Source organism: Spiroplasma citri, from assembly GCF_001886855.1.
Taxonomy (GTDB): Bacteria; Bacillota_I; Bacilli_A; order Mycoplasmatales; family Mycoplasmataceae; genus Spiroplasma; species Spiroplasma citri.
On record NZ_CP013197.1, the window covers coordinates 1,059,040 to 1,083,439 of the forward strand.

31 protein-coding genes and 1 pseudogene are annotated in these 24,400 nt (G+C 26.6%); 1 reads left to right on the top strand and 31 read right to left on the bottom strand.

Annotation, left to right across the window (positions count from 1 at the left end; translation table 4 throughout):
* Positions 1 to 100: 100 nt before the first annotated feature.
* The 10 genes from SCITRI_RS06055 to tsaE all read right to left on the bottom strand — a co-directional run bounded on the left by SCITRI_RS06055 (position 101) and on the right by tsaE (position 7,305).
* Positions 101 to 352 (bottom strand): hypothetical protein, encoded by a 252-nt coding sequence (locus tag SCITRI_RS06055; protein WP_071937620.1) that lies wholly within the window; start codon positions 350 to 352, stop codon positions 101 to 103.
* Positions 352 to 501: a hypothetical protein gene (locus SCITRI_RS06060; RefSeq protein WP_071890527.1), complete on the bottom strand. Its 150-nt coding sequence runs from the start codon at positions 499 to 501 to the stop codon at positions 352 to 354. Before SCITRI_RS06060 ends, SCITRI_RS06055 begins: the two co-directional genes overlap by 1 nt.
* 287 nt (positions 502 to 788) lie before the next feature.
* Positions 789 to 1,331, bottom strand: a complete 543-nt coding sequence (locus SCITRI_RS06065; RefSeq protein WP_071938061.1) for an ECF transporter S component family protein — start codon at positions 1,329 to 1,331, stop codon at positions 789 to 791.
* A 1-nt stretch (position 1,332) separates the two neighbouring features.
* Positions 1,333 to 2,292, bottom strand: a complete 960-nt coding sequence (fmt, locus tag SCITRI_RS06070) for a methionyl-tRNA formyltransferase (protein ID WP_071937621.1) — start codon at positions 2,290 to 2,292, stop codon at positions 1,333 to 1,335.
* Positions 2,279 to 4,303: a DUF2779 domain-containing protein gene (locus SCITRI_RS06075; RefSeq protein ID WP_071937622.1), complete on the bottom strand. Its 2,025-nt coding sequence runs from the start codon at positions 4,301 to 4,303 to the stop codon at positions 2,279 to 2,281. Before SCITRI_RS06075 ends, fmt begins: the two co-directional genes overlap by 14 nt.
* Before the next feature lie 63 nt (positions 4,304 to 4,366).
* Positions 4,367 to 4,981, bottom strand: a complete 615-nt coding sequence (locus SCITRI_RS06080) for a hypothetical protein (RefSeq protein ID WP_071937623.1) — start codon at positions 4,979 to 4,981, stop codon at positions 4,367 to 4,369.
* Between the two features lie 105 nt (positions 4,982 to 5,086).
* A complete protein-coding gene (locus SCITRI_RS06085) occupies positions 5,087 to 5,803 on the bottom strand; it encodes a YebC/PmpR family DNA-binding transcriptional regulator (protein WP_071937624.1) in 717 nt (238 codons plus the stop codon).
* Between the two features lie 37 nt (positions 5,804 to 5,840).
* Complete coding sequence (locus SCITRI_RS06090; protein ID WP_071937625.1) at positions 5,841 to 6,269, bottom strand: GNAT family N-acetyltransferase; 429 nt, start codon at positions 6,267 to 6,269, stop codon at positions 5,841 to 5,843.
* Positions 6,270 to 6,842: a tRNA (adenosine(37)-N6)-threonylcarbamoyltransferase complex dimerization subunit type 1 TsaB gene (gene tsaB / locus SCITRI_RS06095; protein ID WP_071937626.1), complete on the bottom strand. Its 573-nt coding sequence runs from the start codon at positions 6,840 to 6,842 to the stop codon at positions 6,270 to 6,272.
* 1 nt (position 6,843) lies between these two features.
* Positions 6,844 to 7,305 (bottom strand): tRNA (adenosine(37)-N6)-threonylcarbamoyltransferase complex ATPase subunit type 1 TsaE, encoded by a 462-nt coding sequence (tsaE, locus tag SCITRI_RS06100; RefSeq protein ID WP_071937627.1) that lies wholly within the window; start codon positions 7,303 to 7,305, stop codon positions 6,844 to 6,846.
* 113 nt (positions 7,306 to 7,418) lie between these two features.
* Here tsaE and SCITRI_RS06105 point away from each other — a divergent pair, with 113 nt between their 5' ends.
* Positions 7,419 to 8,405: an NAD(P)/FAD-dependent oxidoreductase gene (locus tag SCITRI_RS06105; RefSeq protein ID WP_071937628.1), complete on the top strand. Its 987-nt coding sequence runs from the start codon at positions 7,419 to 7,421 to the stop codon at positions 8,403 to 8,405.
* A 20-nt stretch (positions 8,406 to 8,425) separates the two neighbouring features.
* Here the strand turns inward: SCITRI_RS06105 and SCITRI_RS06110 are convergent, their stop codons facing one another.
* The 21 genes and pseudogenes from SCITRI_RS06110 to SCITRI_RS06200 form a co-directional block, all read right to left on the bottom strand.
* Complete coding sequence (locus SCITRI_RS06110; protein WP_071937629.1) at positions 8,426 to 10,291, bottom strand: transporter; 1,866 nt, start codon at positions 10,289 to 10,291, stop codon at positions 8,426 to 8,428.
* A gap of 25 nt (positions 10,292 to 10,316) precedes the next feature.
* Positions 10,317 to 11,255, bottom strand: a complete 939-nt coding sequence (locus tag SCITRI_RS06115; protein ID WP_071937630.1) for a pseudouridine synthase — start codon at positions 11,253 to 11,255, stop codon at positions 10,317 to 10,319.
* A 66-nt stretch (positions 11,256 to 11,321) separates the two neighbouring features.
* Positions 11,322 to 12,539, bottom strand: coding sequence for a hypothetical protein (locus SCITRI_RS06120; protein WP_237237854.1), 1,218 nt, complete (start codon positions 12,537 to 12,539; stop codon positions 11,322 to 11,324).
* A 389-nt stretch (positions 12,540 to 12,928) separates the two neighbouring features.
* Positions 12,929 to 13,838: pseudogene (locus SCITRI_RS06125) on the bottom strand (Mbov_0399 family ICE element protein); the annotation flags it as partial.
* A gap of 74 nt (positions 13,839 to 13,912) precedes the next feature.
* Positions 13,913 to 14,095 (bottom strand): hypothetical protein, encoded by a 183-nt coding sequence (locus SCITRI_RS11540; RefSeq protein WP_233485479.1) that lies wholly within the window; start codon positions 14,093 to 14,095, stop codon positions 13,913 to 13,915.
* A 295-nt stretch (positions 14,096 to 14,390) separates the two neighbouring features.
* Positions 14,391 to 14,642 carry a hypothetical protein gene (locus tag SCITRI_RS06135; RefSeq protein ID WP_071937632.1) on the bottom strand — a complete coding sequence of 84 codons (252 nt, stop codon included), beginning with the start codon at positions 14,640 to 14,642 and terminating at the stop codon, positions 14,391 to 14,393.
* On the bottom strand, positions 14,642 to 14,791 hold the full coding sequence (locus SCITRI_RS06140; RefSeq protein ID WP_071937633.1) for a hypothetical protein: 150 nt from the start codon (positions 14,789 to 14,791) through the stop codon (positions 14,642 to 14,644). The genes SCITRI_RS06135 and SCITRI_RS06140 overlap by 1 nt, the downstream gene beginning before the upstream one ends.
* Before the next feature lie 324 nt (positions 14,792 to 15,115).
* Positions 15,116 to 15,244: a DNA adenine methylase gene (locus SCITRI_RS10175; RefSeq protein ID WP_147077456.1), complete on the bottom strand. Its 129-nt coding sequence runs from the start codon at positions 15,242 to 15,244 to the stop codon at positions 15,116 to 15,118.
* A 201-nt stretch (positions 15,245 to 15,445) separates the two neighbouring features.
* Positions 15,446 to 15,712 (bottom strand): DNA adenine methylase, encoded by a 267-nt coding sequence (locus SCITRI_RS06155; protein WP_071937635.1) that lies wholly within the window; start codon positions 15,710 to 15,712, stop codon positions 15,446 to 15,448.
* Between the two features lie 112 nt (positions 15,713 to 15,824).
* Positions 15,825 to 17,396, bottom strand: a complete 1,572-nt coding sequence (locus SCITRI_RS06160; protein ID WP_071937636.1) for a PTS transporter subunit EIIC — start codon at positions 17,394 to 17,396, stop codon at positions 15,825 to 15,827.
* Between the two features lie 36 nt (positions 17,397 to 17,432).
* Positions 17,433 to 18,011, bottom strand: coding sequence for a hypothetical protein (locus SCITRI_RS06165; RefSeq protein WP_071937637.1), 579 nt, complete (start codon positions 18,009 to 18,011; stop codon positions 17,433 to 17,435).
* Between the two features lie 313 nt (positions 18,012 to 18,324).
* Positions 18,325 to 19,050 (bottom strand): IS3 family transposase, encoded by a 726-nt coding sequence (locus tag SCITRI_RS11545; RefSeq protein ID WP_237237855.1) that lies wholly within the window; start codon positions 19,048 to 19,050, stop codon positions 18,325 to 18,327.
* A gap of 126 nt (positions 19,051 to 19,176) precedes the next feature.
* Positions 19,177 to 19,341 carry a hypothetical protein gene (locus SCITRI_RS11550; RefSeq protein ID WP_237237856.1) on the bottom strand — a complete coding sequence of 55 codons (165 nt, stop codon included), beginning with the start codon at positions 19,339 to 19,341 and terminating at the stop codon, positions 19,177 to 19,179.
* 91 nt (positions 19,342 to 19,432) lie between these two features.
* Positions 19,433 to 20,389, bottom strand: coding sequence for an L-lactate dehydrogenase (locus SCITRI_RS06175; protein ID WP_071937638.1), 957 nt, complete (start codon positions 20,387 to 20,389; stop codon positions 19,433 to 19,435).
* A 137-nt stretch (positions 20,390 to 20,526) separates the two neighbouring features.
* Positions 20,527 to 21,546, bottom strand: a complete 1,020-nt coding sequence (locus SCITRI_RS06180; RefSeq protein ID WP_164028316.1) for a hypothetical protein — start codon at positions 21,544 to 21,546, stop codon at positions 20,527 to 20,529.
* 76 nt (positions 21,547 to 21,622) lie between these two features.
* Positions 21,623 to 21,703: a hypothetical protein gene (locus tag SCITRI_RS12600; protein ID WP_445582687.1), complete on the bottom strand. Its 81-nt coding sequence runs from the start codon at positions 21,701 to 21,703 to the stop codon at positions 21,623 to 21,625.
* Positions 21,676 to 22,215 (bottom strand): DNA adenine methylase, encoded by a 540-nt coding sequence (locus SCITRI_RS06185; RefSeq protein ID WP_071937640.1) that lies wholly within the window; start codon positions 22,213 to 22,215, stop codon positions 21,676 to 21,678. Before SCITRI_RS06185 ends, SCITRI_RS12600 begins: the two co-directional genes overlap by 28 nt.
* 759 nt (positions 22,216 to 22,974) lie before the next feature.
* Positions 22,975 to 23,223 (bottom strand): hypothetical protein, encoded by a 249-nt coding sequence (locus SCITRI_RS06190; RefSeq protein WP_071937641.1) that lies wholly within the window; start codon positions 23,221 to 23,223, stop codon positions 22,975 to 22,977.
* Positions 23,223 to 23,372 carry a hypothetical protein gene (locus SCITRI_RS06195; protein WP_004027866.1) on the bottom strand — a complete coding sequence of 50 codons (150 nt, stop codon included), beginning with the start codon at positions 23,370 to 23,372 and terminating at the stop codon, positions 23,223 to 23,225. Before SCITRI_RS06195 ends, SCITRI_RS06190 begins: the two co-directional genes overlap by 1 nt.
* Before the next feature lie 108 nt (positions 23,373 to 23,480).
* The gene (locus tag SCITRI_RS10180) at positions 23,481 to 23,636 is read right to left on the bottom strand and encodes a hypothetical protein (RefSeq protein ID WP_157092871.1); all 156 of its coding nucleotides are present in this window, start codon (positions 23,634 to 23,636) and stop codon (positions 23,481 to 23,483) included.
* 40 nt (positions 23,637 to 23,676) lie between these two features.
* The gene (locus tag SCITRI_RS06200) at positions 23,677 to 24,087 is read right to left on the bottom strand and encodes a hypothetical protein (protein WP_071937642.1); all 411 of its coding nucleotides are present in this window, start codon (positions 24,085 to 24,087) and stop codon (positions 23,677 to 23,679) included.
* Positions 24,088 to 24,400 lie beyond the last annotated feature (313 nt).

A 24,400-nucleotide genomic window follows, 5' to 3' on the forward strand; every position in this document is an offset into this window, starting at 1 on the left:
ACAATAAAATTATTTAATCAAATCACATATAAAAACTATTGTGCCACAGTTAAAATACATTATTCTTTAAGTGCTTCATTTTCTTCTTTAAATATAAATACTAAAATCCTTTAACCATAACACGGAAAAAGTTTAAAATTTTAATAATACAAAATACAGCAAATGGAATTAATATAATTCACGCTTCACCTAAGAAAACCATTATCTCAGGTAAAATATTTGTTATACCTTCTTTAACTTTTCATAATGCACTAGTCAAACCCGTTCAAATACCAGTCATACCTTCAATCATAGTTTTAGGTGTAGGTGCTGTTAAAAAATTAAACGCTGTTGTTAAATACATACCTAACATTATTTATTACTCTCCTTTCTTTCAATTTCTTTTTTATCTTTTTTCTTTCCTCGAATTTGTTTAATTTTTTGGTAAATTAATAAACCAAAATAAAGAAAAATTGCTAATACAATAACAACACTAAATATTGTAGTTAATCAAGTTGGCATATTACATCTCCTCTATAAAAATATTGCGGCACGCTTCGCGTGTTCGCTACGCTCAAAATAAACTATATTGAATAAATTACCGCTAATAAATTACGCGGATAATTTATTCATTTTCTTTTACATTATTAATTACTATCTTATTTACAGTATTAATAACAATATCTTTTCCATACTTAATTACTAAGGACCGCAAAATAAAATAATGTTTCTTTTCAATAAAAAATCAACTCCTTTCAAAGTTGATTTGTTACACTTCGATTACAAAATGCAAAAAGATTAATTATGGCCTAATTACTCTTTTTATAATGTCAAAATTGTTCATCATCTCAAATTTTATTTGTACTACGCTCATTAATTCGAACAAAAACAATTGATAAACTAATTCCAATTATTGTTGCAACAGCAATTTGAATTGCATCAATACTTAATTCAACAATTGCAACATCAGGTTCAAACATAATATAACTATATAAAACATATAATAATAACATTAAGCTACTAACAAAAATAGCACCATAACGACTTAAAATCCGAGCCCCATAATAAGTAATAAAAAACATTAAAATTCTAATCAAAATTGAAATTGGAATATAAATAAAACCCCCTGTAATAAGGTCAATAATTGTTACATACAAAATACCACTAATTAATAACATTGGTCCTTTGATTAAAGTTATTAAGGCTAAAAATAAACCATCTGCTAACTGAATAATCCCTTTACCAACGCCAAAATGAATCCAAATAAATTGTGAAATATAGGCAATAGCTACTAACAAGGCTGTAATTAACCCTGTTGTTGCTAAATATTTTAATGATTTTAAACGATACATTTTAAATAAAAATATTTCCAACTATGATTTCTGACGATGCATTATGATAATAATTTTTAGCATCAGTTGCTTTTTTACCTTCGCGTTGTAAACGCGTAATTAATAAATAACCATCTTCAACTTTAACTTTAATCCCTAATTTTGAAATATCAATAATTGTTCCATTTACAAAATCAGCGTCTTTTTCAGCTAATGGTTCTAAAGTAATCGCTGCTTGATGCAATTTATAATGAATATTATTAACAGTTGTGTAAGCAATTGGTCATGCATATAAACCACGAATTTGATCAACAATTTTTTGTTTTGGTAAAAATCAATTCACTTTTTCTTCATCGCGGGTAATGTTATAAGCAAATGTTGCTTGACTATCATCTTGTGGTGTTCCCTTAATTTTGCCAGTAATAATATCTAATAAGTGCTTTTCAATCATTGTTCCTGCTAAAACCATTAAACGGTCATGCAAAGATGAAGCTGTTTCCGTTGGACTAATTGGAATTGTTGTTTGAACATACATTTCGCCCGCATCCATTTTTTTAATCATTTGCATTAGCGTAATCCCAGTTTCTTGTTCACCATAAATAATAGCTTTATGAATGGGAGCGCCACCACGTAATTTTGGTAATAACGAAGCATGAACATTAATACAATTAATCAGGGCTAATTTTAAAATTCGCTCTGGAATAAACTGCCCATAAGCACATGTCACAATAATATCTGGTTGCAAAGTGACTAACTCTGCATAAAGATCATTAATTTTTTCTGGTTGAAAAACAGGAATTTGATTTGTTAAAGCAAATTCTTTTACTGGGGAAAATTGAACAAGTTGTTGCCGTCCAATTTTTCGATCAGGTTGGGTAACAATCCCAATTATTTCAATTGTTGGACTTAACTTTTGCAAAGCCTTTAAAACAGCTGTCGCAAAGATTGGTGTTCCCATAAAAATTACTCTATATTTTTGCATCTTTTTTCCCTCCCTTAATTGGTGTCAAAGGTGCCATTAAACGAACAATGTGTTGATAAATTACGACCATTGCTAATGTATCCCGATTACAATACTTTAACATTTCTGCTCGAAATGATTTTTGTCAAATGGTGATTGGAATATTATTTTCCACGCGACGACGAAAGATTTCACTCGCCATATCACCTTTTTGCACCTTTAATGTTTGATAAGTAAATTGATTATCAAATGCTGGTTGCGTTTTTTTAATTGAAGCTGAACCATAAAATTCTTTTTTATAAATCATAAAATCCTGAAAAAAATCCATTAAATCAATTGTTTTATTTCGAATAATACTTAATTTTTTTTGTCAATTTTGATAATTTGTAATACGTTCCTCATTCCGGTTTTGATTAATTAAGATTGTTAAATAACTAATTAATTCCGCTAAAACCTTACATTCAAAACTCTTATAATAAGCAACATAAACCCCTCCACCATGACTAAATAAATCAGTAACTAAATGTTCAATTAGTGCTAAGCGTGGATCACCATCACCATCTGCTAAAAAAGCATGATGTTCCATTGTTGTTTCATCTTGATAATCAAAGTGATTATCTTTAATAATATGGACTGAATATTGAAATGGAATTTGTTGATAAGAATATGAATAATCAAAACGAGGAACCGCTGCTTTCATTGTTTCAAAATCATACATATATAATGGATACTGATAATGCTCTAAAATTTGTTTAATGATAGCAACCTTTTTGGGGTCAACAACTGGGACATTATCTTGAACAGCAAGAATTTGACGTTGTTGTTTTTCTGAAAATAAAATTGGTTTTTTTTGTCGAGTTAATTGTTTAAAGGTAAATGGTAACACAATATCTTTTAATAAATCAATGTGTTCTTGATATTTTAATAATGTCTTTTTTTCCCTTCCCCGGGTTAATTCAAAGACACTATGATGCGGTGGTAAATAACTAGTAACATGCTGACAATAACCATAACGATCACCTTTTCCATTTAAACATTGTTCCTTACTAAATAACGGAAAAATTGTTTCAACTGATTGCATAAAGTAATGTTTAATTAAAGTTAAATCATCAGTAATAATACGATTTTTCGCAACGCGTTTGGAAAACTGTCCAGTCATCATTTGCTGACAAAATTTTAATAAACTAACAGCCGGTAAGGTTTTTGTTGGCAATTTATAAAGATCTTGAAACATAAACAACTGGTCATCATCAATATCACCAACACGCTGATACTCCGAATTTAATAACATCAAAGAAATTCGACTAATTGTTAACCCTGCCCCAGTTAAAACATAATACTGATAGGCAACGTCATAACCATATTCATCCTTGACATCCTTATTAACATACATTTGTGCCTCTTTGTCATATTTCCGACCAGTTGAGGCTTTAACCTCAATTAAATGATAAGTTCCATCTGGAAGTTTTTTTAAAATATCACACTTTGTAATACAATTGTTATAAACAAAAGATGGTTCAAAATAAACATCATAGTTTGAATTTGCTAATACTTCCGTTGTTTTTGCAAAAGCAATTTTCTTACTGTAATGTTCTAAATTAAAATAATTATGATCACGCATAAAATATTCCCGCGCACGTTGACCAACTTCATTTCCATCAGCAATTGTTTCACCAGGATAAAAATCAATTTTAACATCTGCCATTGTTGTTGGGGCATCATCTGGTAAAGTTCGTACATCATTATTATCGGCGCCTTCATCTGCTGGTCAATAAGTTTCTAGCGCTAAATCATATAAATGCGGTTGAAATAAACCTTTTCCCCCTTCATTTTCATCATCAAGAAAAATGGTTTCATCAATTTTGGCACTGTTAATATTATCGTGCAAATCAAAAAAGACCGAAATTTTTTGAGCTGTCACTCATTCTTGAACTGTTTTTAAATTACTTCGCGAGGCTAATGTTCAAGCAATTTTAAAACATTTTTTAAATCGTTTAAAATCTTCTTTTTTTAAAGTGATTCCTAAATCCATTGTTGCACTTCACTTTCGTTATTTGGAATTTGCTTTATAAATACAAAGAAAATAAGATAGCACTTATTTTCTAGGGACAAATTTCTCTGGTTTTGGTTTTGGGCGTTCATCAACAGGAAGTTGTCCAGCTTTGCGCAATTTCCGTTCTTCTTCACGCTTTTTAAGCATTTCAGCACGATGTGCCTCATATTCTTTTTTTGCAGCAATTTTCGCTGCTTTCTTTTCCTCTTTTGTTAACTTAACTTTTTTTTCACTAATTTCAATGCGGTGTTTTGTTTCTTCTAAATCAATTTCTTGGTTAACAATTCAAGTTGTTTCATATTGTTTTTTACTAATTTTTTTTGAAATACCTTCAATTTCAAACGCTTTTTGTTCTAAAAAAGTATTTGTCTTTGCTTCATAAATATCAACAATAACATCAAAAATATCGCGATACTTAAATTCTTTTCCTTTTCGAGCAATAACTTTTTCATATTCTAATCTTAAATTTTTCCGATTATCAGTATCTTTAATATATAGTTTAATTTTATCTTTAACTTGTTTTTTTCGTTTTTCCCGTTCAATGCGCTGTGCTTTTCGTCCCATAATTGAAGAAACAATTGCAAAAATAATAACTGCAACTACAATTACGACTAAAATCACATTCATTGTCATACTACCACCCAAAAAATTTGACATTGTTATCTAAACTCCTTTTTTACTTTACTATTATTATGCACTATTAACGATAATTTTTCAATTGTTTCTAGTTTTCCAAACTATTTTCCTACTTTTCATTCCTGTCTAAGCAAGTAAAACATTATGATAAACATCTTGCACATCATCAATGTAATCTAACATATTTAACATTTTTTCAAATTGTTCAGCGTCATCTCCTTGCAAAGTAATGCGGTCATGGGGTAACATTGTAATTTCTGCCATTTGAAATGTGGTAATCCCTGCTTGGTCTAATGCGGTTTTAACATTATTAAATGCTGTTACTGGGGCATAAACAACAATTTGTCCATCTTCAGCAACAACATCATTAATATCACAATCTGCTAGTAATAATAATTCTAATACTGCTTCAACAGTTTTATCGGTAAAAGCAAAAACTGCTAAATGATCAAATAAATGAACTACAGCTCCGTTAACTCCTAGTTTCCCTCCCGTTTTAGTAAAACAATTACGTACTTCTGCAACGGCACGGTTAACATTATCTGTTAATGTATCAACAATAATTGTACTACCGCCTGGTCCATAACCTTCATAACGAATTGCTTGATAATTTTTATTATCATTTCCGCTTGCTTTTTTAATTGCACGTTCAATAACATCTCGTGGAACTTGTTTTGCTTTTGCTTTATCAATTGCATTCCGTAATGCTAAGTTAGCATTGGGGTCAACACTTCCTTCACGCGCTGCTAAATAAATTTCCCGAGCAACACGATTATATAATACTGCTTTTTTAGCAGCCGTTGCTGCCATTAATTGCTTACGAACTTCAAATGCTCTTCCCATCTTTTCTCTCCTTTACCACCTAGTTTTTTCTTATATATTATACCGTAAAATTAAGTATTAAGTACCCATTTTCTACATCATAATATTGGGAAATTGTTCGAATAATCTTAAACCCATGCTTTAAATATAATTGTTGAGCAGCAAGATTATGTTCATTTACTTCTAAAAAAATTTGTTGATACGAAAAATGTGTTAAAATATATTTTAGCATTTGACGACCATATCCTTGATGATGATAACGTTTTTTAACTTTTAACCGAATTAATTCAAAATCATCACCACTATGCATTAAAATAAAATAACCATAGAGATTATTTTTGACAATTAATTTATAAACAAGATAATTTGTGTTATTAATCATTTGAATTAAATTACGATATTTATAACAATGGCGCGAATAATTTTCTTGTTCTAATAAAAATAATAATAAAGCATCACTATTATTTACTGGTTTTAAAACAACCATTTAACTTCAATCCTTTTTTAAATATTGTGGTTCTAAAGCGAAAATATCTGTAACTAATTTAAAATGATCTTTTAAAACAAGATAATTTTGAACAAAATCAATTTCTTGTAAATTATAACGAAACTCATAACCTGGAAATTGCTTTGTAATTTCAATACAAGTTTCATAATCAAGAACTTGTCCGGGAATCACTTCTGTGCCATTACTAATTACCGCAAAATATCGTTTTCCGACCCGCGCATCAAGCATTGAAACAACATTATCTAATCCAGCTTGGTAAAGCAATGTGTTAATTGTATAAACATTAATCGCCGAATTAATTATCTTAATTGTTTTCACAATCGTCATTGGAATGCGAACACCAGTATAACTACCTGGACCAGTTGTTAAATAAAAATTATTAATATCTTTTAATTTTAATTGATACGCACTTAGTAATTGTTTAATCACTGGCAATGTTGCTTCAGTATGACGACGAGTATGATTTTCGTGAACTTGCCCAATGATTTTTTGCTTTTGTTCTAAAATTAAAATTAAAAAATCAGTACTAGTATCAATAAATAGATTTAACATCTTATCCCTCTTTTCCTAATGCGCTTTGTAAATGCTTATTGGTAGTTTTAATAGTAAAAATTCGTTCGTGTTCATTAATTATTTTAATCGTAATTTTAATTACCTCATACTTTGAACTTAACTGGTTGCTAATCCCTGCTGGTCATTCAATAATATTAATACTATCCGGAAAATGTTCAAAATACATTTCTCACTCTTCTTCTTGTTCTAATCCTAACAATCGATAGCAGTCCATATGGTTAACAATAATTTGTTGATTTGTCGTATATTGTTGCATAATTAAAAAAGTTGGTGAAGTAACTGGAACAGTTACCCCTAAAGCTTTTAATAAATATTTTGTAAAAGTTGTTTTTCCAGCGGCTAATGGTCCTTCTAATAATAAAAATAAATTAGGATGTAAAAACGGAGCAATTTTTTCAGCTAAAAGTTTTGTTGCTATCTCATTTTTAACAATTATTTTCATCAATATCCCACTCTCTTTTATAATTATATCTAGGAATTAATTATTGTGCTAGACTTTTAGAAAAATATGTAATAATTAAAGTGCAGAAAAATTAGAAAGGTTGTTATAAATAAATGAAAGATATTTTAATTATTGGGGCTGGTCCGGTTGGTTTATATGCCTGAAGTTGTGCTGGTATGTTAGGGTTAAGCGGTTATATAATTGAAGGAAATGATACTCCTGGTGGACAACCATGAGAGTTATATCCAGAAAAACCATTATATGATATGCCCGGGTTTGAAGAAATTAAAACTAAAACATTTATTGAAAATTTAATTAAACAAGCTGAAAAAAATACAGGAAAAATAACATATATTGGGAAAACGAACATTAGTAATGTTCTTGAAACAACGGATGGATTTACTATTACTTTAATAACTAACGAAACACTTACGGTTAAAACAATTTTAATTACGAGTGGCAATGGTGTTTTTACTCCTATTCGTTTAGAACATCTTGATCCTCATCAAGAATATGAAAACTTATGATATGCTGTTAAAAATCCAACCCTTTTAACACACAAGAAAATTGTTATTCTTGGTGGTGGTGATAGTGCTGTTGATTGGGCAAATCATTTAATTGAAGATAACATTAGCAAAGATGTTACAATTATCCATCGTCGTAGTTTGTACCGAGCTAAAGAAAGTAATGTCCAAAAATTACAGCAAAATAAAGTCACGGAATTAAAACCTTATCATGTTAAAGCAGTTGATACGATTAATAATAAAATTACCGCTTTAACATTAGTGCACGAAACAACGCATGCAACATTAACCATTCCAGCTGATCATTTTATTGTTCAATATGGTGCAAAAGTTGCACCAACAATGTTACAACAATTAACTTTAACAGCAACCCCAATGCGAAAAATAATTATTGAGCCAACTGGTCAAACAAATCATCCCCATATCTTTGCCGCTGGAAATACTGCTTATTATGCAGGAAAATATTATAATATGGTAACTGGGTTTGGAGAAGCTATTAATGCGCTTTATAATATTACAAAAATTATTCATGGTCAAAAATACCACCCTGGTTATTTAAGTGACATTAAAAAATAAGTTATTGCTAACTTATTTTTTTAACCTGTTAGTTTATAAATTTCTTTATTTGGTTCATCTTTGTCTATTTTCTTCGTATTTTTACGTAAGGTTTCTTCTCGTTCTCACATTTTTTGATATGGCATTTCTGCTTCAGTTAAGGTAATAAAATCATCTTCATATTTTTTACGACGAAGAATTCGCATTTTATCTTGGCGTTTGGTTCAAATTTTGTACACAAGTGGTAAACGTAAGAAGAGTCCACGCACTGAACTAGGAGCTCAAAAGATTGAATTAGCAAAAATAACAAACAAGGAGGCGAAGATTAAACCAAAGAAGAAATTTAATAATTTTTGTCATCCTCAAACTGGCTGTAAATCAATATTATAAATTTGACTAGCATTGTATGTTTTTGATAAAAATAAATAATTAACTAAAATAGCAATAATCATTGGCACTAACAAAATCATTCAATTTCAGAAAACACCTTTAAAGTTACTATTATAAGTTAAAAATATTCAGTTATAACATCATAAGTATAAAAACCGCAAAAAACTCATCAAACAAGTAATAATTAAAATACTATATAATGCGGCTGCTAAATTGTTAAAACCAAAACGCCAAAGTAAAGCACTGAAAAAACAAAAGACAATATTAAGACAACCAATAATAAAAGTTGGGATTGCTGTTTGTTTATAATTTGCTTTGGCATATACCAAGACATTTGCTGGCTCAGCTAAAACAATAAAAACAGAACTTAAAGCAACTAACAAGGAAAAGGTTGGTTGATAAAAGATACTTTTAAAAATTTCACGTTCTTGTGATGTTCATGGATTTAATGTTGAATCACTAGTTCGAATTTGCTCAATAATTTGTGGCGCATACAATGTTGTCACAAAATATGGTGATAAAATAAACTGGTTAACAAACAAGAAACCAGCTATCATAAAAGCGTATGTTTCAAATTTCATATAACTTTTTCAATCAACACGACCATTTTTCGCTGTTCATGCTGCAAAAAATTCACGGAAGGAATTAATTAAAATCATCATAATGCTACGAACTCCAACCGTAATTGTCATATATAATGACAAGGTTGATGATATTCGTAAGCCTAATAATAACGCCGTAATAATAACATCACCATTAATTAATAATGTTTCACCAATATTTTTAAACACAACAATGTTACTTGATTTAACTAGTTGCATATTATCGCGTTGACGAACAATGCGCATTCAAGGATAATGTAACTTAATAAATAAATAAATTAAACTTCCTTTCATCATCGAATAAAGTAAGAAAATTAAAAAAACAAAAATAGGGTCAATTGCAATTGAAATTAAGTAGAAAACAATTGAATATGAGATTAAATCACAAATCATTAAAATTAAGCGCCGTAAATGATTATTTTGATCAGCTTGCATTAAATTCTCATACGCTGCTGTTCAAAATAACGCAATTAATTTTTTTGTTCCAATAGTAAATACAATTAAAATCATTTTTCATAACGGATAATTAATTGTTTTATTATTTTGTAAAATACTAAAATTATTTTCAAATAAATAAATATAGGCACTATAACCAACAGCAATGGCAATTAATAAAATAATACCAATGTAACCTGATATTTTATATTGATGTTTTGCCGTATTAACCATTTCATTTGCTTTAATTCAATCTTTTTGTAATAGTGGTTTTACTAAAAAAATAACAGTAATGGCCCCTAAACCACCTTCCACTGTTCCTAAAAAAGCAACAATCGCAACGCTGTTCTTGACAAACCCGTTAAATTGGGAACCATAACTACGAATTAATAAATACATTAACGTAAATTGAAAACATGTACCAATTAACGAAGTAAAAGCCCCGATTAAAATACTGAAAATTCCTCTTCTTGTTGACAATTACTTCACCTCGTTCCTAGTATTTTTATTTTATAATATTTTCTGGAATTTTAATAATCTTTTCATTTAAATAACTTAAATGGTCTGGCAATTGATGAAAAATTAAGGTTGTCGCATATAAAACAATCATATACTCCTTTGTTTCTTGTTTAGCTCCATATTTAATATCATTAACAATGGGATGATGTAAATAACTTAATGAGGCACGAATCTGATGCTTACGGCCAGTTATTAGTGTCACTTCCAATCATGTTGCATTTGTTAACTGGTGCTGAACTTTAAAATGTGTTTTAACTACTTTAGCATGTGGTTGCACTGTTTTAGTAAAAACCATTTTTTGTTTATCTTCATTTTTATATAAATAACCCGTAAGGGTAAAATCAGTTTCTTTAATAATTCCTTCACACTTTGCTAAATATTTTTTTTCGATAGATTCTTTTTGGTTAATTTTAGCTAATAATAAATCTAAGGTAATTTTATTTTTAGCATATAAAACTAATCCTCGCGTTAATTTATCTAATCGATGAACATGGGAAATAACAAATGACTGTTCATCCTCGGGATGATATTCATGCTTTTGAATTAAATAATGTTGCACCATCGCATCTAATGAAGTATGAAACTTTGAGTACATTTCTACCCCATGTGGTTTATCAACAACAAGAATATTGTCATCTTCATAAACAACTTGTAATGGTAATGTTTCAACATTATTATAAGTTACTGCCTGGTTTCGTTCTGTTACAACTAAATTTTTATCAAAAATAATAATTTGATCTCCTAATTGAAGTTTATAATTTCGTTCTTTCATTACTTTGTTATTTACTTTAATTTTTTTATTGCGAAATAATTTATAAATAACTGATAACGGAGTTGTTTGAAACATCTTTTTAATAAAATTAAAAATTGTTTGATTAACATCATTTGCTTTAACTGTTAAAGTAACAACTGTTTTTGGTTCCATACTTCCCCCGTTTTCCTAGTATTAATTATATAATGAAAGTTAACCATTATCCGAAGAAAAAACATTCTAAGCTATTATTTTAGAATGTTTATCATTTTTTGTTTTCTGTTTTTCCTCAACTTTTAAGATATTTGCTTTAATTTCTACAATTTCAGCCACATCTGTAATTTGATTAAATAAATGATATAACATATAATTTTTTTCTTTTTCTTTCAAAAGATGCTTATCAAAGAAAGCCACTGTCTCATCAATTGTTTTCATTAACTCATAAGCTTGCTCACGAGTAATACTATTATTTGATAATGGTTTTTTTACCAAGGTTGGTAATTGGGTTACAAAAGCATAATCTTCCAATGCTTTTTCTTTTTCGGTATAATAGAAAATTCGAAAAGCACTCACTTTTTCACTAATTTTCTTAATAGCATTACGAACAGCAGTAACTTTTGTTGATAACATATTTTTAATAAAGACAGCAATAATAACAGTAATTGTCCCAATTGGGATAATAATTGAAACGATTAAGTCTAAATCAACACCAAATTTTGTTGCAAACATTGCTTTAATTAATGTATAACCATTTTGAATTAGTAAAACAGTAATAAAGAAACTAAAGTTAGTTGCTTTTCATCATTTATGTGGAACTAAAATTTCTGTCTGACGATTTAACACATATCAGAATAAATATGACACTAATACTAATAAAATGCCATATACTAAAGTAATTAAGGTTGTTAAAAAGTTAAAAAAACTAAAAATTACTGTTAAATTTGTTAAAAAGTTTAAATACATACGAGGATTAAAAATAACATAATCATTTGGAAAAGTTGTTGATAATCCATAACGAACTTCAAAACGATGACGTTGTGCTATTTTAATAATAATTACAATATAATAGCATAATGAAATCAAGGCAATCATCCCCGTAATAAATAAATATGAATAAGCCATATTAATATTTGTTGCACGTTGATTTCATGCTTCACTTCAATCTGTTACATTATTTTTTTCTCCAAAAAAATTAAATGATAATAATGAAAAATCAATTAATGGATATGTAATACTCATTAAATTTTTATATGTTTCTTGCACTTGTTCGGCTGATTTTTTCCCAGCTGCAATTTCTGCTAAAGTCTTTGAAACATTGTTTTCACTATTAATCCGATCACGTTCATTAATAAATAAAATTAAAAATGTAATAATTACGGCAGTATAAATAATTCAAAAAAGCATTGAAACTAAATACTGCCAACCAACTAATGCTGTCAGTTTTTTGGGTTTTATCATTAGCATCACCTATTTTCTATTTATTTTTTAAATAAAACTATATTTTTTTAATGTTACATTTTAATATTATCTTGATAATAGATGTTAATTTGTTTGTACTATAAAAATTGTAGCAAAAAAAAGAAAAAATACAAATCAATTCTACTTTAAGTTCGAATATTATTTTAGGTACCAGTTTAACAATAATTTTAGACTATTTTTAAAAATAGTTAATCATTAAACTGCTTAATTTAAAAGTATCTTATTTACATATTTATTAAAACATAATTCTTGAAAAAAGGGAATACTAAAATGAGAATATTTTAAAAATATTCTTTTTTTGTAAAATTAAGGACTTTTTAACTAGTATCTTACTGCTGTTATTTCTTTTAATGCTTTACTAATCCCAGTAGTTCATACTGTGCTTTATAAACACCATCATTATGATATGCAATAATATCATATGTGTTGTTCTTTTCTCATGATACACGATTGTCTAGTAATACAGCACTAAATTTATTGTCTAAAACATCAACTTTAGTACCATTAATTTCTAACCATTCTGTATTGTCTAACAAACTGTCAAACTCAATACTCGCAGTTGTATGATATCTTAAGGTTCCACCATAGTTTTTACTTGGGCTTGGAGGATCTAATATATCTGATGTATCAATAATAATTCCTTTTGTGGAATCATTAGGGTTTACAATTTGTCCAGGTAATAAATGCATTCGTTCACTTAAACTCTTACCTCAATAATTCTGTGATAAAGTAATATTAATTGGGGTATTAAAAGTTCAAACTTGTTGTTGACTAGTAACTGGATCATTGAACTTTATAGTTGTTGTTGCTTTTCTAGTCTCATCACTAAAAGAAAACGGTTGAATATATTCTTTTCAATCATTATACTCACTACCCAATACTTTTGAGATTGCAGAATTTAACAATGTAGTTTCATCATTTCCTTTTCCTGTTGGATCAATTATATTTCGTTTATCAATTAAGCTTCCTGAATAATCACTCACTAAGTTAATTGTATTAGATAATACACTAGCTAAATTATTTTTTATTGTATTCAAATTCTGATTAGAATTTAAAGTTATTTTAGAAACTTGTAATCTACTAGTTGTATCAGTTCATGAAGAATTTCCACCCTGATACATTCAACAATTAACTTTAAAATTAAAATATAATTTATTATACAACCAAGAAATATCTACAACAACACTATTAGAAGCTTGATTTTGAATACCTTTTTTAATCAATTAAAAAAGTATAACTGCTATCAGTTGTTACCAAATTAATTGTAATAGGACCATTGGTTTTCTCTCTGTATAAATTATTTTAAATAGAAAGAAGAAATAAAATATCGAAGAAATAATAAATTCATTTTTCTATTTAATAAATTCATTTTTTACAAATGTGATACCATCTATTTTTTGATTATCATGAATGGTATCACCAATTAAAACAATTATTTCACTAATAATAATTTTAATAATAACTTTTAAATTTATTATTTGAATTTTTAATAAATTAACAAATTTATAAATATTTTTATACAGAGAGAAAACCATAATAATACCTTAAATATAATTAAGTTGATATTTTTACACTATATACTGCCTACAAGTTTTTAAAAGAAAGTAGGTATATTTATAAAAAATATTATAAAAATTTTTGGTTCAAAACTGTTATTAATATTCTTATTTCTATTAAATCCTACTAAAAATAACCAAATGAGTAGTTAAATTTATTTAAAAATAAATTTGTAGACAGTGTATAGTGCAAAAAAAACAACAAAATTATTTATTCAATTCACATAAAAACTAGTGTGCCTTAGCTAAGATATATAATCGATTATAATAAATATTAAAATCCTTTAACCATAACACGGAAAAAGTTTAAGATTTTAATAATACAAAATATAGCAAATGGAATTAATATAATTCACGCTTCACCTAAGAAAACCATTATCTCAGGTAAAATATTTGTTATACCTTCTTTAACTTTTCATAATGCACTAGTCAAACCCGTTCAAATACCAGTCATACCCTCAGTCATAGTTTTAGGTGTAGGTGCTGTCAAAAAATTAAACGCTGTTGTTAAATACATACCTAACATTATTTATTACTCTCCTTTCTTTCAATTTCTTTTTTATCTTTTTTCTTTCCTCGAATTTGTTTAATTTTTTGATAAATTGATAAACCAATTCAAACAAAAATCCCTAATATAATAACAACACTAAATATTGTAGTTAATCAAGTTGGCATATTACATCTCCTCTCTAAAAACTAAAAAATTGAAATTTGCAAACTCGATCCGCTCATTGTCGCTTCGCTCCATTAAAAACACTATTGAATAAATTATCCGCTAATAAATTACGCGGAATAATTTATTCTTTTACTTTTTAATTTCAATATCTTTTGAAATCTTATTAACAGTATTAATAACAATATCTTTACCCTACTTTTTCACTAGCGACTGCAAAATAAAATATTGCTTTGTTTGCATAATTTCAACTCCTTAATTAAAAATATTATAAAAATTTTTAGTTCAAAACTGTAAAAACCAAAAATACAAAATGTGTGTGGTTTCTACATTTTTAGTAAATCATACGGCGGATCAAAAAAGATAAAATCACCTTTTTGGGCATATTCGCAAACTGTTTCAAAATCATCATTTATAATTTCAACATTATTATTTAAAAGTTTACTCAAATTCATTATATTATCTTTATAACATAGTTTAACTGTTTTTTATTTCAAGGAACATTATAAAATATCCATCTTTATTCACACGATATACGCCCTTAAAACAAGCTTTATTTAAGTAAATTAATCTAGCGGCTTTAACAAAAATATCTTCTTGGCTTCAATTTTTATTTCTATCTTGTTCCCTAACAAAATAATCGTATTCTTTAGGATTTAACAAATGTTTTTTTCATGTTCATTTAATAATTTTATTAATTTTTCTGGATTTGTTTGAACTGCTTTATAAGAATTAATTAATTCAGATGAAATATCATTAATCACACTTTTAATATTTTTATTATTATGAATATTAATAAATAAAGAACCCCAACCAATAAATGGTTCAAAATATCGGTTAAATTCTTTGGGCATTCTCTTCTTTATTTCATTAATTAATTGAGTTTTTCCCCCAACTCATTTTAAAAATGGTTTAATTTGCATTTTAAATTCAACCCTTCCAAGCATTTATTTCTTTAATCAAATTATATATTATATTTGAAAATATAATATATAATTTGATTAAATATATCCATATAATTAATAATTTAATATACTAATGATTCCACATATCATGATAATTTTTGTGAGTAATTCGTGGTAAAATCGTTTCTCTTCGGCCGATAAAAGGATAATCAAAATAAATAATTGCTTTCCAAAAGATTGGGGTCATAATAACAAATCAGATCAGAGTAAAGATTGGTACTCAGAAGAAATTAGTTCCTTTGGCGACCGGAATAACTCCTTTGTAAATAAAATCAACTAAACCATCGGTAAAGGATACTCAAATATGAACATCAAGCATTGACATAAATAAACCATTTAATCCAGCAAGAGGAGTATAAACACAAAAGTATAATAATGGTGAAACAAAGAAGGCAAATAAATTAATAATTACATTGTTTCCCGTTAAAATGGTAACCGCCACAATCATTGTCATTAAAATTGCTGTTGGCACACGATTTTCTTTTTTACTAGTTAAAATAATAGCTGTACTAATTGCTAACGAACCACCAAAGGTAAAAGCATAGTTTGGTGGTAATTTTAGTTGTAATAAATGACCAAAATTACTAGATAAAAATCAATCATAAACTTGGGCTGAAAAACCATTTGCTTGTGGTAAACGGTTGATTGGAAGAGAATTAATTCATCCTAAAATACTGATCTGCTGATCTCGGAAAAATGGTTGTCTTATAAAATTCCAGGCAACTTGAATCGTACTATTATCTGAAGTATCATCAAAAATATTATGCTCTCAGCCATAATGAAGAGCAATATTTCTAAATAAAGCTTCAAACTCTGTTTGGCTTAGTGTCTCAACAGTTGTTGGAATAAATAAATTAGCAACAATATCCTTAAAACCAAGTGGAATTAATAAAATATTTAATAATTCATAGACAAAAGCTGGTCCTAAGAAATTATTTGCACTTTGTTGTCACATTCAATTATAAATATGGTTTAAAACAATTGCCAACACAATCCATAAAAGTAAGAAAATAATTGCTAAAAACATATTTACTAAAACAACAATTAAAGTAACAAACGGAAAACCATTTAATAATCCGAAGGATTTTGGTAAACGCAAATCAATAGATTTATTATAAATGTATGATGAAACAATTCCAACGATTACTCCCCCTAAAATTGAAGTATTTAAAGTAACAAGACCAAAAGTTGTTCCTAAAACCATTGATAAATTATTCCCATGGTAAAAGAAAAGAATGCTAGTAACATAAGTCGTTCCTTCAGGAGTGACTTTATACTGAATTAATGCATATTGCATCACAACAAAAACTAAAAAGCCAGTAACAGCAATTGCTACGGCTTTCACATTATTAGTAATACTAATAACTGTTACTAAACAAATGATAAGTGATAAATTATCAAAAACTGTTTTTCCGATTTTAGTACAAACATCCCCAATTGTTACTATTACAAGATTATTAGCATATTCTTTTAAAATCATTCCAATTCCATAAATTAAAACAATTAATAATAATGGAATAATTATTAAAGTAATAATTTTAATAAAACGTTCATAAATATTTCTAATCTTAATTTTATTACTACGATTATTACTATAGCTTTTTCCGTTTTTCCTGATTTGATATAACCTATCAATTTTCAAAATTATTTTCCTTTCTTCAAAAACAATTTAATTTCTTTAATCTGCAAAAAATTGAATTGTTTCAGCTTCTGAACTATAAAATGGATAGGGTGCACCATATTGTTGTGAAATATTTAAATCATATTGCACATAAAACTTAATTTGACCCAATGCTTCTTTTAGCAACCCAACGACTGTTAAGCGAACAAAATCAGTTTGATTTTTAGCTATAGTTCTCTTAATAATAAACTGACCATTTTTCATTTGCAATTTAAAATCAGCAGTTTTAAAAGGGATATTTGATAAATTAAATCCATCTTGATTACCCGCAATATAAGTTTTAATCATTAATTTAGTAAACTTAAACTTTGGATATTTATTCACAAAACTATCTCAAGTATTTGCATGTTCCGAATAGTTAAAATCAATTGGCTGGTGATTATTTACAACACCGTAATCAGTTGTTCGAACAGGAAATTCCTTCTTTCCACTCATACCGCTAATGTTATACTCTACAACATTATTATTTTTTGCTAGTTCAACAAGTCGTGCTGTTGAAATAGAAGTAAATGTTGTAGCAGGTATTAATGAAGTTACTGCCATACTAGCTGATGATACTAAAAATAAATTTTTCATTCTTAAAAACTCCTTTTAATATATTTAATTAATATTGTTGATAATTGATACACGATTAATACATGTTTGATATAAAAAATAGGCAAATCCTATGTGATAATGATATCACATTTTTCTTCCAAAAAATAAAAAATATTAGAAATTTAACCAAAAAAAAGACTTAAAAAGTGAATTATAAAAAATGACTAAAGGCTTAGGTTCCTGTATTCAACAGACTTAGACCTTTTGATTGTGGTCTAAAATTATTATAAAAATAAATATACTTAGGTAAATTACTTATAATTCATTTTGTAGTTCTCTTTTTTCTTGAAATTTAATTTAAAAATTCACTTTTCATTGTACCAAATCATGATTCAGTATGTGCATTATCATATGGATTACCTCGTTTATACATTAATATTTTAATTCCTAAATAATTGCAAAGTCTTTGATAATTTTGATTTGTGTAATGAAATCCTTGATCAGATTGTAAAATTCATGTTTTAGGTTTACCAGCTTTTATTCAAGCATTAATAATATTTTTTAAAACAAAATTAGTACCTAAATTATTACTAATTTGATAGTCCAAAATTTGGTTATTATGAAAATCTTTGACAATTGATAAATAATAAGTTTTTTTATTAGTTAGCAAATATGTAATATCGGTTCCTAGTTTTTGATTAAGTTCAGTAGCCCTAAAGTTTTGACTCAATAAATTTTCATATCGAAAAGGCCCAGATGAAAGTTTATATTTGAATTTTTTAATTCTTTGAACAGATTTTAGATTCAAATATTTCATATATCTATATAACATATGAGCTTTTAAAGATAAATTATAGATTTTATTAATTATTAAAGTTAGCATTTTATAACCATAAATTTTATTAAATTTCAAAAATGATGTTTTAATTAATTTAGCTAATTTTGAATCTCACTTATTAAATTTTTGCATACCATTGTTAAATCACTTATAATATCCTGATTTAGAAATATTTAAAATATGAGTTAAATATTTAATCGTGTATTTTTTCTTCAAGGACCAAACCGCTCAAAATTTCATTTTCTTCGATTTGGTTAAATACTTTTTTATATCTTGTATCATTTCTATATATTTAATTAGTTCCTCTTTACTCATACTATTAAAATCAATAGTTTTAGGTCGCCCTAGTCTGCGAATCCCCTTTGACTAAGGACCCTTTCCAGGAGTTAAATTATCTTCATTTGTGATTTTAATTCATCTGCTTAAAGTTTCCTTTGCAATAGTAAATTTTTTTATTGTATTCATATACCCATTTTTATGATAATATTTAATAATTTTTATTTTTTCTTCTTTTGTGTATCATTTTCCCATAATAAAAGAACATCTCCTAATAAAATATTACACTCTTTTTAAGAGTTGGGGCGTTTACTTTATAGATGTTCAAAGTCCTCTTAAATATTACTTATTTTAGCGCTGCAAGAGCAACATTTAAAGCTTCATGTAATTGTGTCGCTGATTTTTCAAATTGAACTTGCTCTTCTTTTGCTAATTTTCATTCAATAATTTCTTCAATTCCATTCGCCCCAATAACGGCTGGCACACCAATGTATGTTCCCTTAACATTATATTCGCCTTCACATTTTGCACCAACTAAGAACGTTGATCTTTCATCATTTAAAATTGCTTTTGCAATTGATGATAAACATACCCCAATTCCATAAAAAGTTGCTTTCTTTAAATCAATGATTGTATAAGCCATTTTCATCATTTGTTGGTGCATATCTTCTAAATCTTTTTCTGTTAATTTTCCTTCTGCAACAAAATCAGCAATTGATTTTTGCATAATTGAAGCTTTTGATCAAGCAGAAACTGATGAATCGCCATGTTCACCCAAAACATAGGCATTAACACTAGCTGGAGCAATATTTAATTTATTACCAACTAAGCGTCTTAAACGTGCTGAATCTAAAGTTGTTCCTGAAGAAATAACTTTATTTTTTGCATAACCAGTTACTTTTTGATAAACTGATGCCAAAACATCGACCGGATTTGAAGCAATTAGAGTAACACCTTTAAAACCTGACGCTTTAATTTTTAAAGCAATATCTTGCATAATTCTTGCATTATCAGCAACCATATCTAAACGTGTTTCACCATCTCGTTGTGGTCTCCCAGCTGTAATAACAATTAAATCAGCATCTTTACATTCACTATAATCACCAGCTTTAATTGTACTAAAACGATTTTCTAAAACAGCAACAGCATCTGATAAATCAATAGCGTTCCCTTCTGCTGCTTGTCGAAAGGCATCAATTAACACATAATGTTGTGCAATCCCTCTATTCATCGCTGAATATAAAAAGCTGTTTCCAACCATTCCACATCCAACTAAAACTACTTTTCTCGTTGAATTTTCCATATTTTTTCTCCTTTTAAAAATCTCTTATTTTATTATAGCAAAAAATAAAAAAATTTTTTTTAAAAGACTCAAAATATATGGGTTTTTTACAATTTTAATTGTAAAAAATGATAAGTTTATTATCAAAATTATATTTTTTAATAAAATAGTAACAAAGTTTTGCTACTACGTAATTTTACAAGGTACGATAACCTCAAATCAAGTCTTTTTTTTATTTTTTCATAATTTCTATTAAAAATAATTAGTCCTGCTAAAATATTTAATTCAGTTAAGCTTATATTACTTTGAATTTTATTTATTTTTATGATATTTTTACCTATAGTTAAATCATTGAAACTAAATTTATGGCAATTATTTTCAAAATAATATTTTATAAAAAGTGCTAAATTATATAAAAAATCTTCTTCGTTTTTTCCTTCTCAATAGATTAAATAATTATAAAGATCATCATAAATTTCAGAAAAATCTATTAATAATTTGTTATTAAAAAAGTATTTAATATCCTTAATATCTTCAATTTCAAGATAAGAAATTATTGAAATTAAAATTATTTTATTACTTATTTGCTTAATTTTTGACAATATTTTCTTAGACTCACAATAATTTAATCCTATTAAAGGTTCTTCAAAAATACATAATATATTTTTATCATCCATTTTTGAAAAATATTCTAAAAATATTAGATATATTTTTTTTATTTTAATTTCATCAACAATCTCAATTATTTCATTTTCAATATCAAAAATATTGAAAATAATTTGCTCTAATAAATAATTAAATAAATTATCTTGATAGTAATAATCAATATTAATATCTTCTGTTTTTAATTTAGATTTAATTAAATCTAAAACTTGAAATTCTTGTAAATCTAAGTTATTTAATAGACCCCCTACTGTTTGTAAAACTTCATTATTGAAAAATTCTTTTTCTAAAATAATTTTTAACAAATTTCGAAATATTCCTTTTGTTGATGTAAAGAAATCTTTTTTAAAATCAATAAAATTTGGAAAAAAAAGTATTTTTCAATTTGTTTTATCATAAAAAATATCTTTTTCTTGATAAGTTATCTTATAATAATCATTTTCGTTTTTACCACTTATTAATAATTCATAGCAATTTTTTAATATGTTTAAAATAATTAGAATTATCAAAAACAAAAATATTTGTATTATTATTTACAAACTTAAAATTAATCTTATTTTTTATTTCAATTTTCATTTAAATTTTATAATTCTAAAATTCTTTTTGTTGTAATAATATTTTATATAAACTTGATATCGTTAACATTAACGGATGACTAAACAAAACTGCCATTCTACCAAATAATCAAATCAACTATAGTCCAAATTATAAAACTCAATAGTATTTTTAGAATCAACTAATAAGTTTCTAACATTTTCAACTCTTAATAATTTATTGATATTAAAATTTTGTTGTAATCTTTTATCAGTTCAAATTCCTCATTCCTTACCATTAAATGTTAAAGCATTCTTAATTAAAAATTCTTCACCAAAATTTAAACAAAAATTATTGAACATTTTTTCTTTTAATTCATTAATAGTTTTTGAGTTGGGATAAGCAAATTCTTTCAAATAATCTAAATTAATTAAATGAATACCATATTGTCAAAATTCAATTAAACCAGCATGTAAATCATTAAAAACTACTTTATTACATAATTCTTGATCTAAAACATTTAAACCTAGCGAAGCACCGCCACAAAATAAATCTATAAATTTATCAATTTTACCCGGTAATAATGCTTTAATTTTATCAAAATGTTTAGCTTTTCCACCAGGTCAAGATAATGGACTAATAAATTTCATAAATTATTTAGTAATTTTACTTTCTAACTGTTCTGCAATATGTTGATAAAAACTCATTTCTTTTCGAATAATATTAACGGATTCATGATGAATTTCATATTCATTCAATTAAATTAAAGTAGCTTGCATAGTTTTAATTTTCATTTTAATTACATCTAATAATTCTTGTATAATTATTGTCTCCTTACTGTAATAAACATTGTTATAAGAAATGTAACTTAATATTGTTAAATAAACATTGGTAATAACAATGTTAAAATATATAAAATCAAAAATTAAGGCACACTGAAAATAACTAATTAGTTTTAACTAATAGCTATTAAAATATAAAATTATATGTTTATAGTTAAGTTGATATTTTTACACTATATACTGCCTACAAGTTTTTAAAAGAAAGTAGGTGTATTTATAAAAAATATTATAAAAATTTTTGGTTCAAAGCTGTTATTATTATGACCTTTAATAGAAATACTCTTATTTCTATTAAATCCTACTAAAAAATATTTTTCATAATAGACTCAATATTATGAACAATAAACAATATAAATGTATCCACTATTGGAGGTATAGTCATATTTATTTCCACAACAGGATTTTTCATCTTGTTAACATTATCAATAATAACCAAAATAATTAAATTTATTTAAAAATAAATTTGTAGACAGTGTATAGTGCAAAAATAAACAACAAAATTATTTATTCAATTCACATAAAAGCTAGTGTGCCATAGCTAAAATATATGATCAGTTATATTAAATATTAAAATCCTTTAACCATAACACGGAAAAAGTTTAATATTTTAATAATTACTCAAATTCCAAATGGAATTAAAATAATTCAAGCATCACCTAAAAATGTCATTAATTGTGGTAACACAGCATAAACAGCATCTTTAACTTTCATCATTGCTTGTCCTAAACCACTTCAAATAGAATCCATTCCACCTGAAATAGTAGAAGTATCTGCAGCTAGAAAATTAACAGCTGTTGTTAAATACATACCTAACATTATTCTTTATCCTCCTTATTTTTAATTTCTTTTTTATCTTTTTTCTTTCCTTGAATTTGACGGATTTTTTGATAAATCGACAAACCAATTCAAGCAAGAATTCCTAAAATAATAACAATACTAAATATTCATGTTAACCATACTGGCATAATTTAATTCCTCCTAGAAATTTAGCTTGCGCGACACGCTTCGCGTGTTCGCTACGCTCAAAATAAACAATATTAAATAAATTACCGCTAATAAATTACGCAGATAATTTATTCATTTTCTTTTACATTATTAATTACTATCTTATTAACAGTATTAATAACATTATCTTTTCCATACTTGGTTACTAAGGACCGCAAAATAAAATAATGTTTTCTTTCCATTAAAAAATCAACTCAGAAGGGAGTTGATTTGTTGCACTTCATATTACAGTTTACATTTTTTTATTAAAAAAACAAGATTAAATTATCTTTTTTCTCAAATTGGATGAACTTCGTGAACTTTCATCATTGCTGTCTTAATAATTTTATCACTTTTAATATTCATTGGTTTTTGAAACTCTTTTTTATTGTCTGTTTTGGTAACCCCTTGGATTACTGCTTTTCAATCATTTAATGTTCCTCGCCGAGCTTTTGCATTTTTTCAATGTATTGCTAAGCAATTATTAACTTCTAATTTACCACCTTTCTCTAGTGGTATTAATGGTTCAATAACTCATCCAAATTTTGTTTCTTGATTTAATTCTCCCATTTTAATAAAAGCTCCTGCAATATCACGACGATAAAGTAAATTATTACGACCACCACCACGAGCAGTATTATCTCAAATTGCACGAATTTCTGGCTCTGATAATTTTGAAAGATATTGTTTTTTCATAAGTAATCCCCTTTTTAAATTAGTATTTTTTAACTAACAGAAGTAGTTATACACTATTTTATGTGATTTTCAATCTCTTAAGCAGCCAGAACGTTATCCTTCTTGTTAAAATTTGATATTTTATTAGTTTCAATTTTATTAAACCCAAGTTTTTTAAAAAATTTATTAATGCTTTTTTTAATTGATTTATAAGTTTTTTTAATGCTCTTTTAATTTCTGCAGTAATTTCCATTTTGTTTTTCTTTCTTATTCAATTAAGGCAATTTATTTTAAAACATAATATTTATTTTTTAAAATTATATACAGCTTTTAT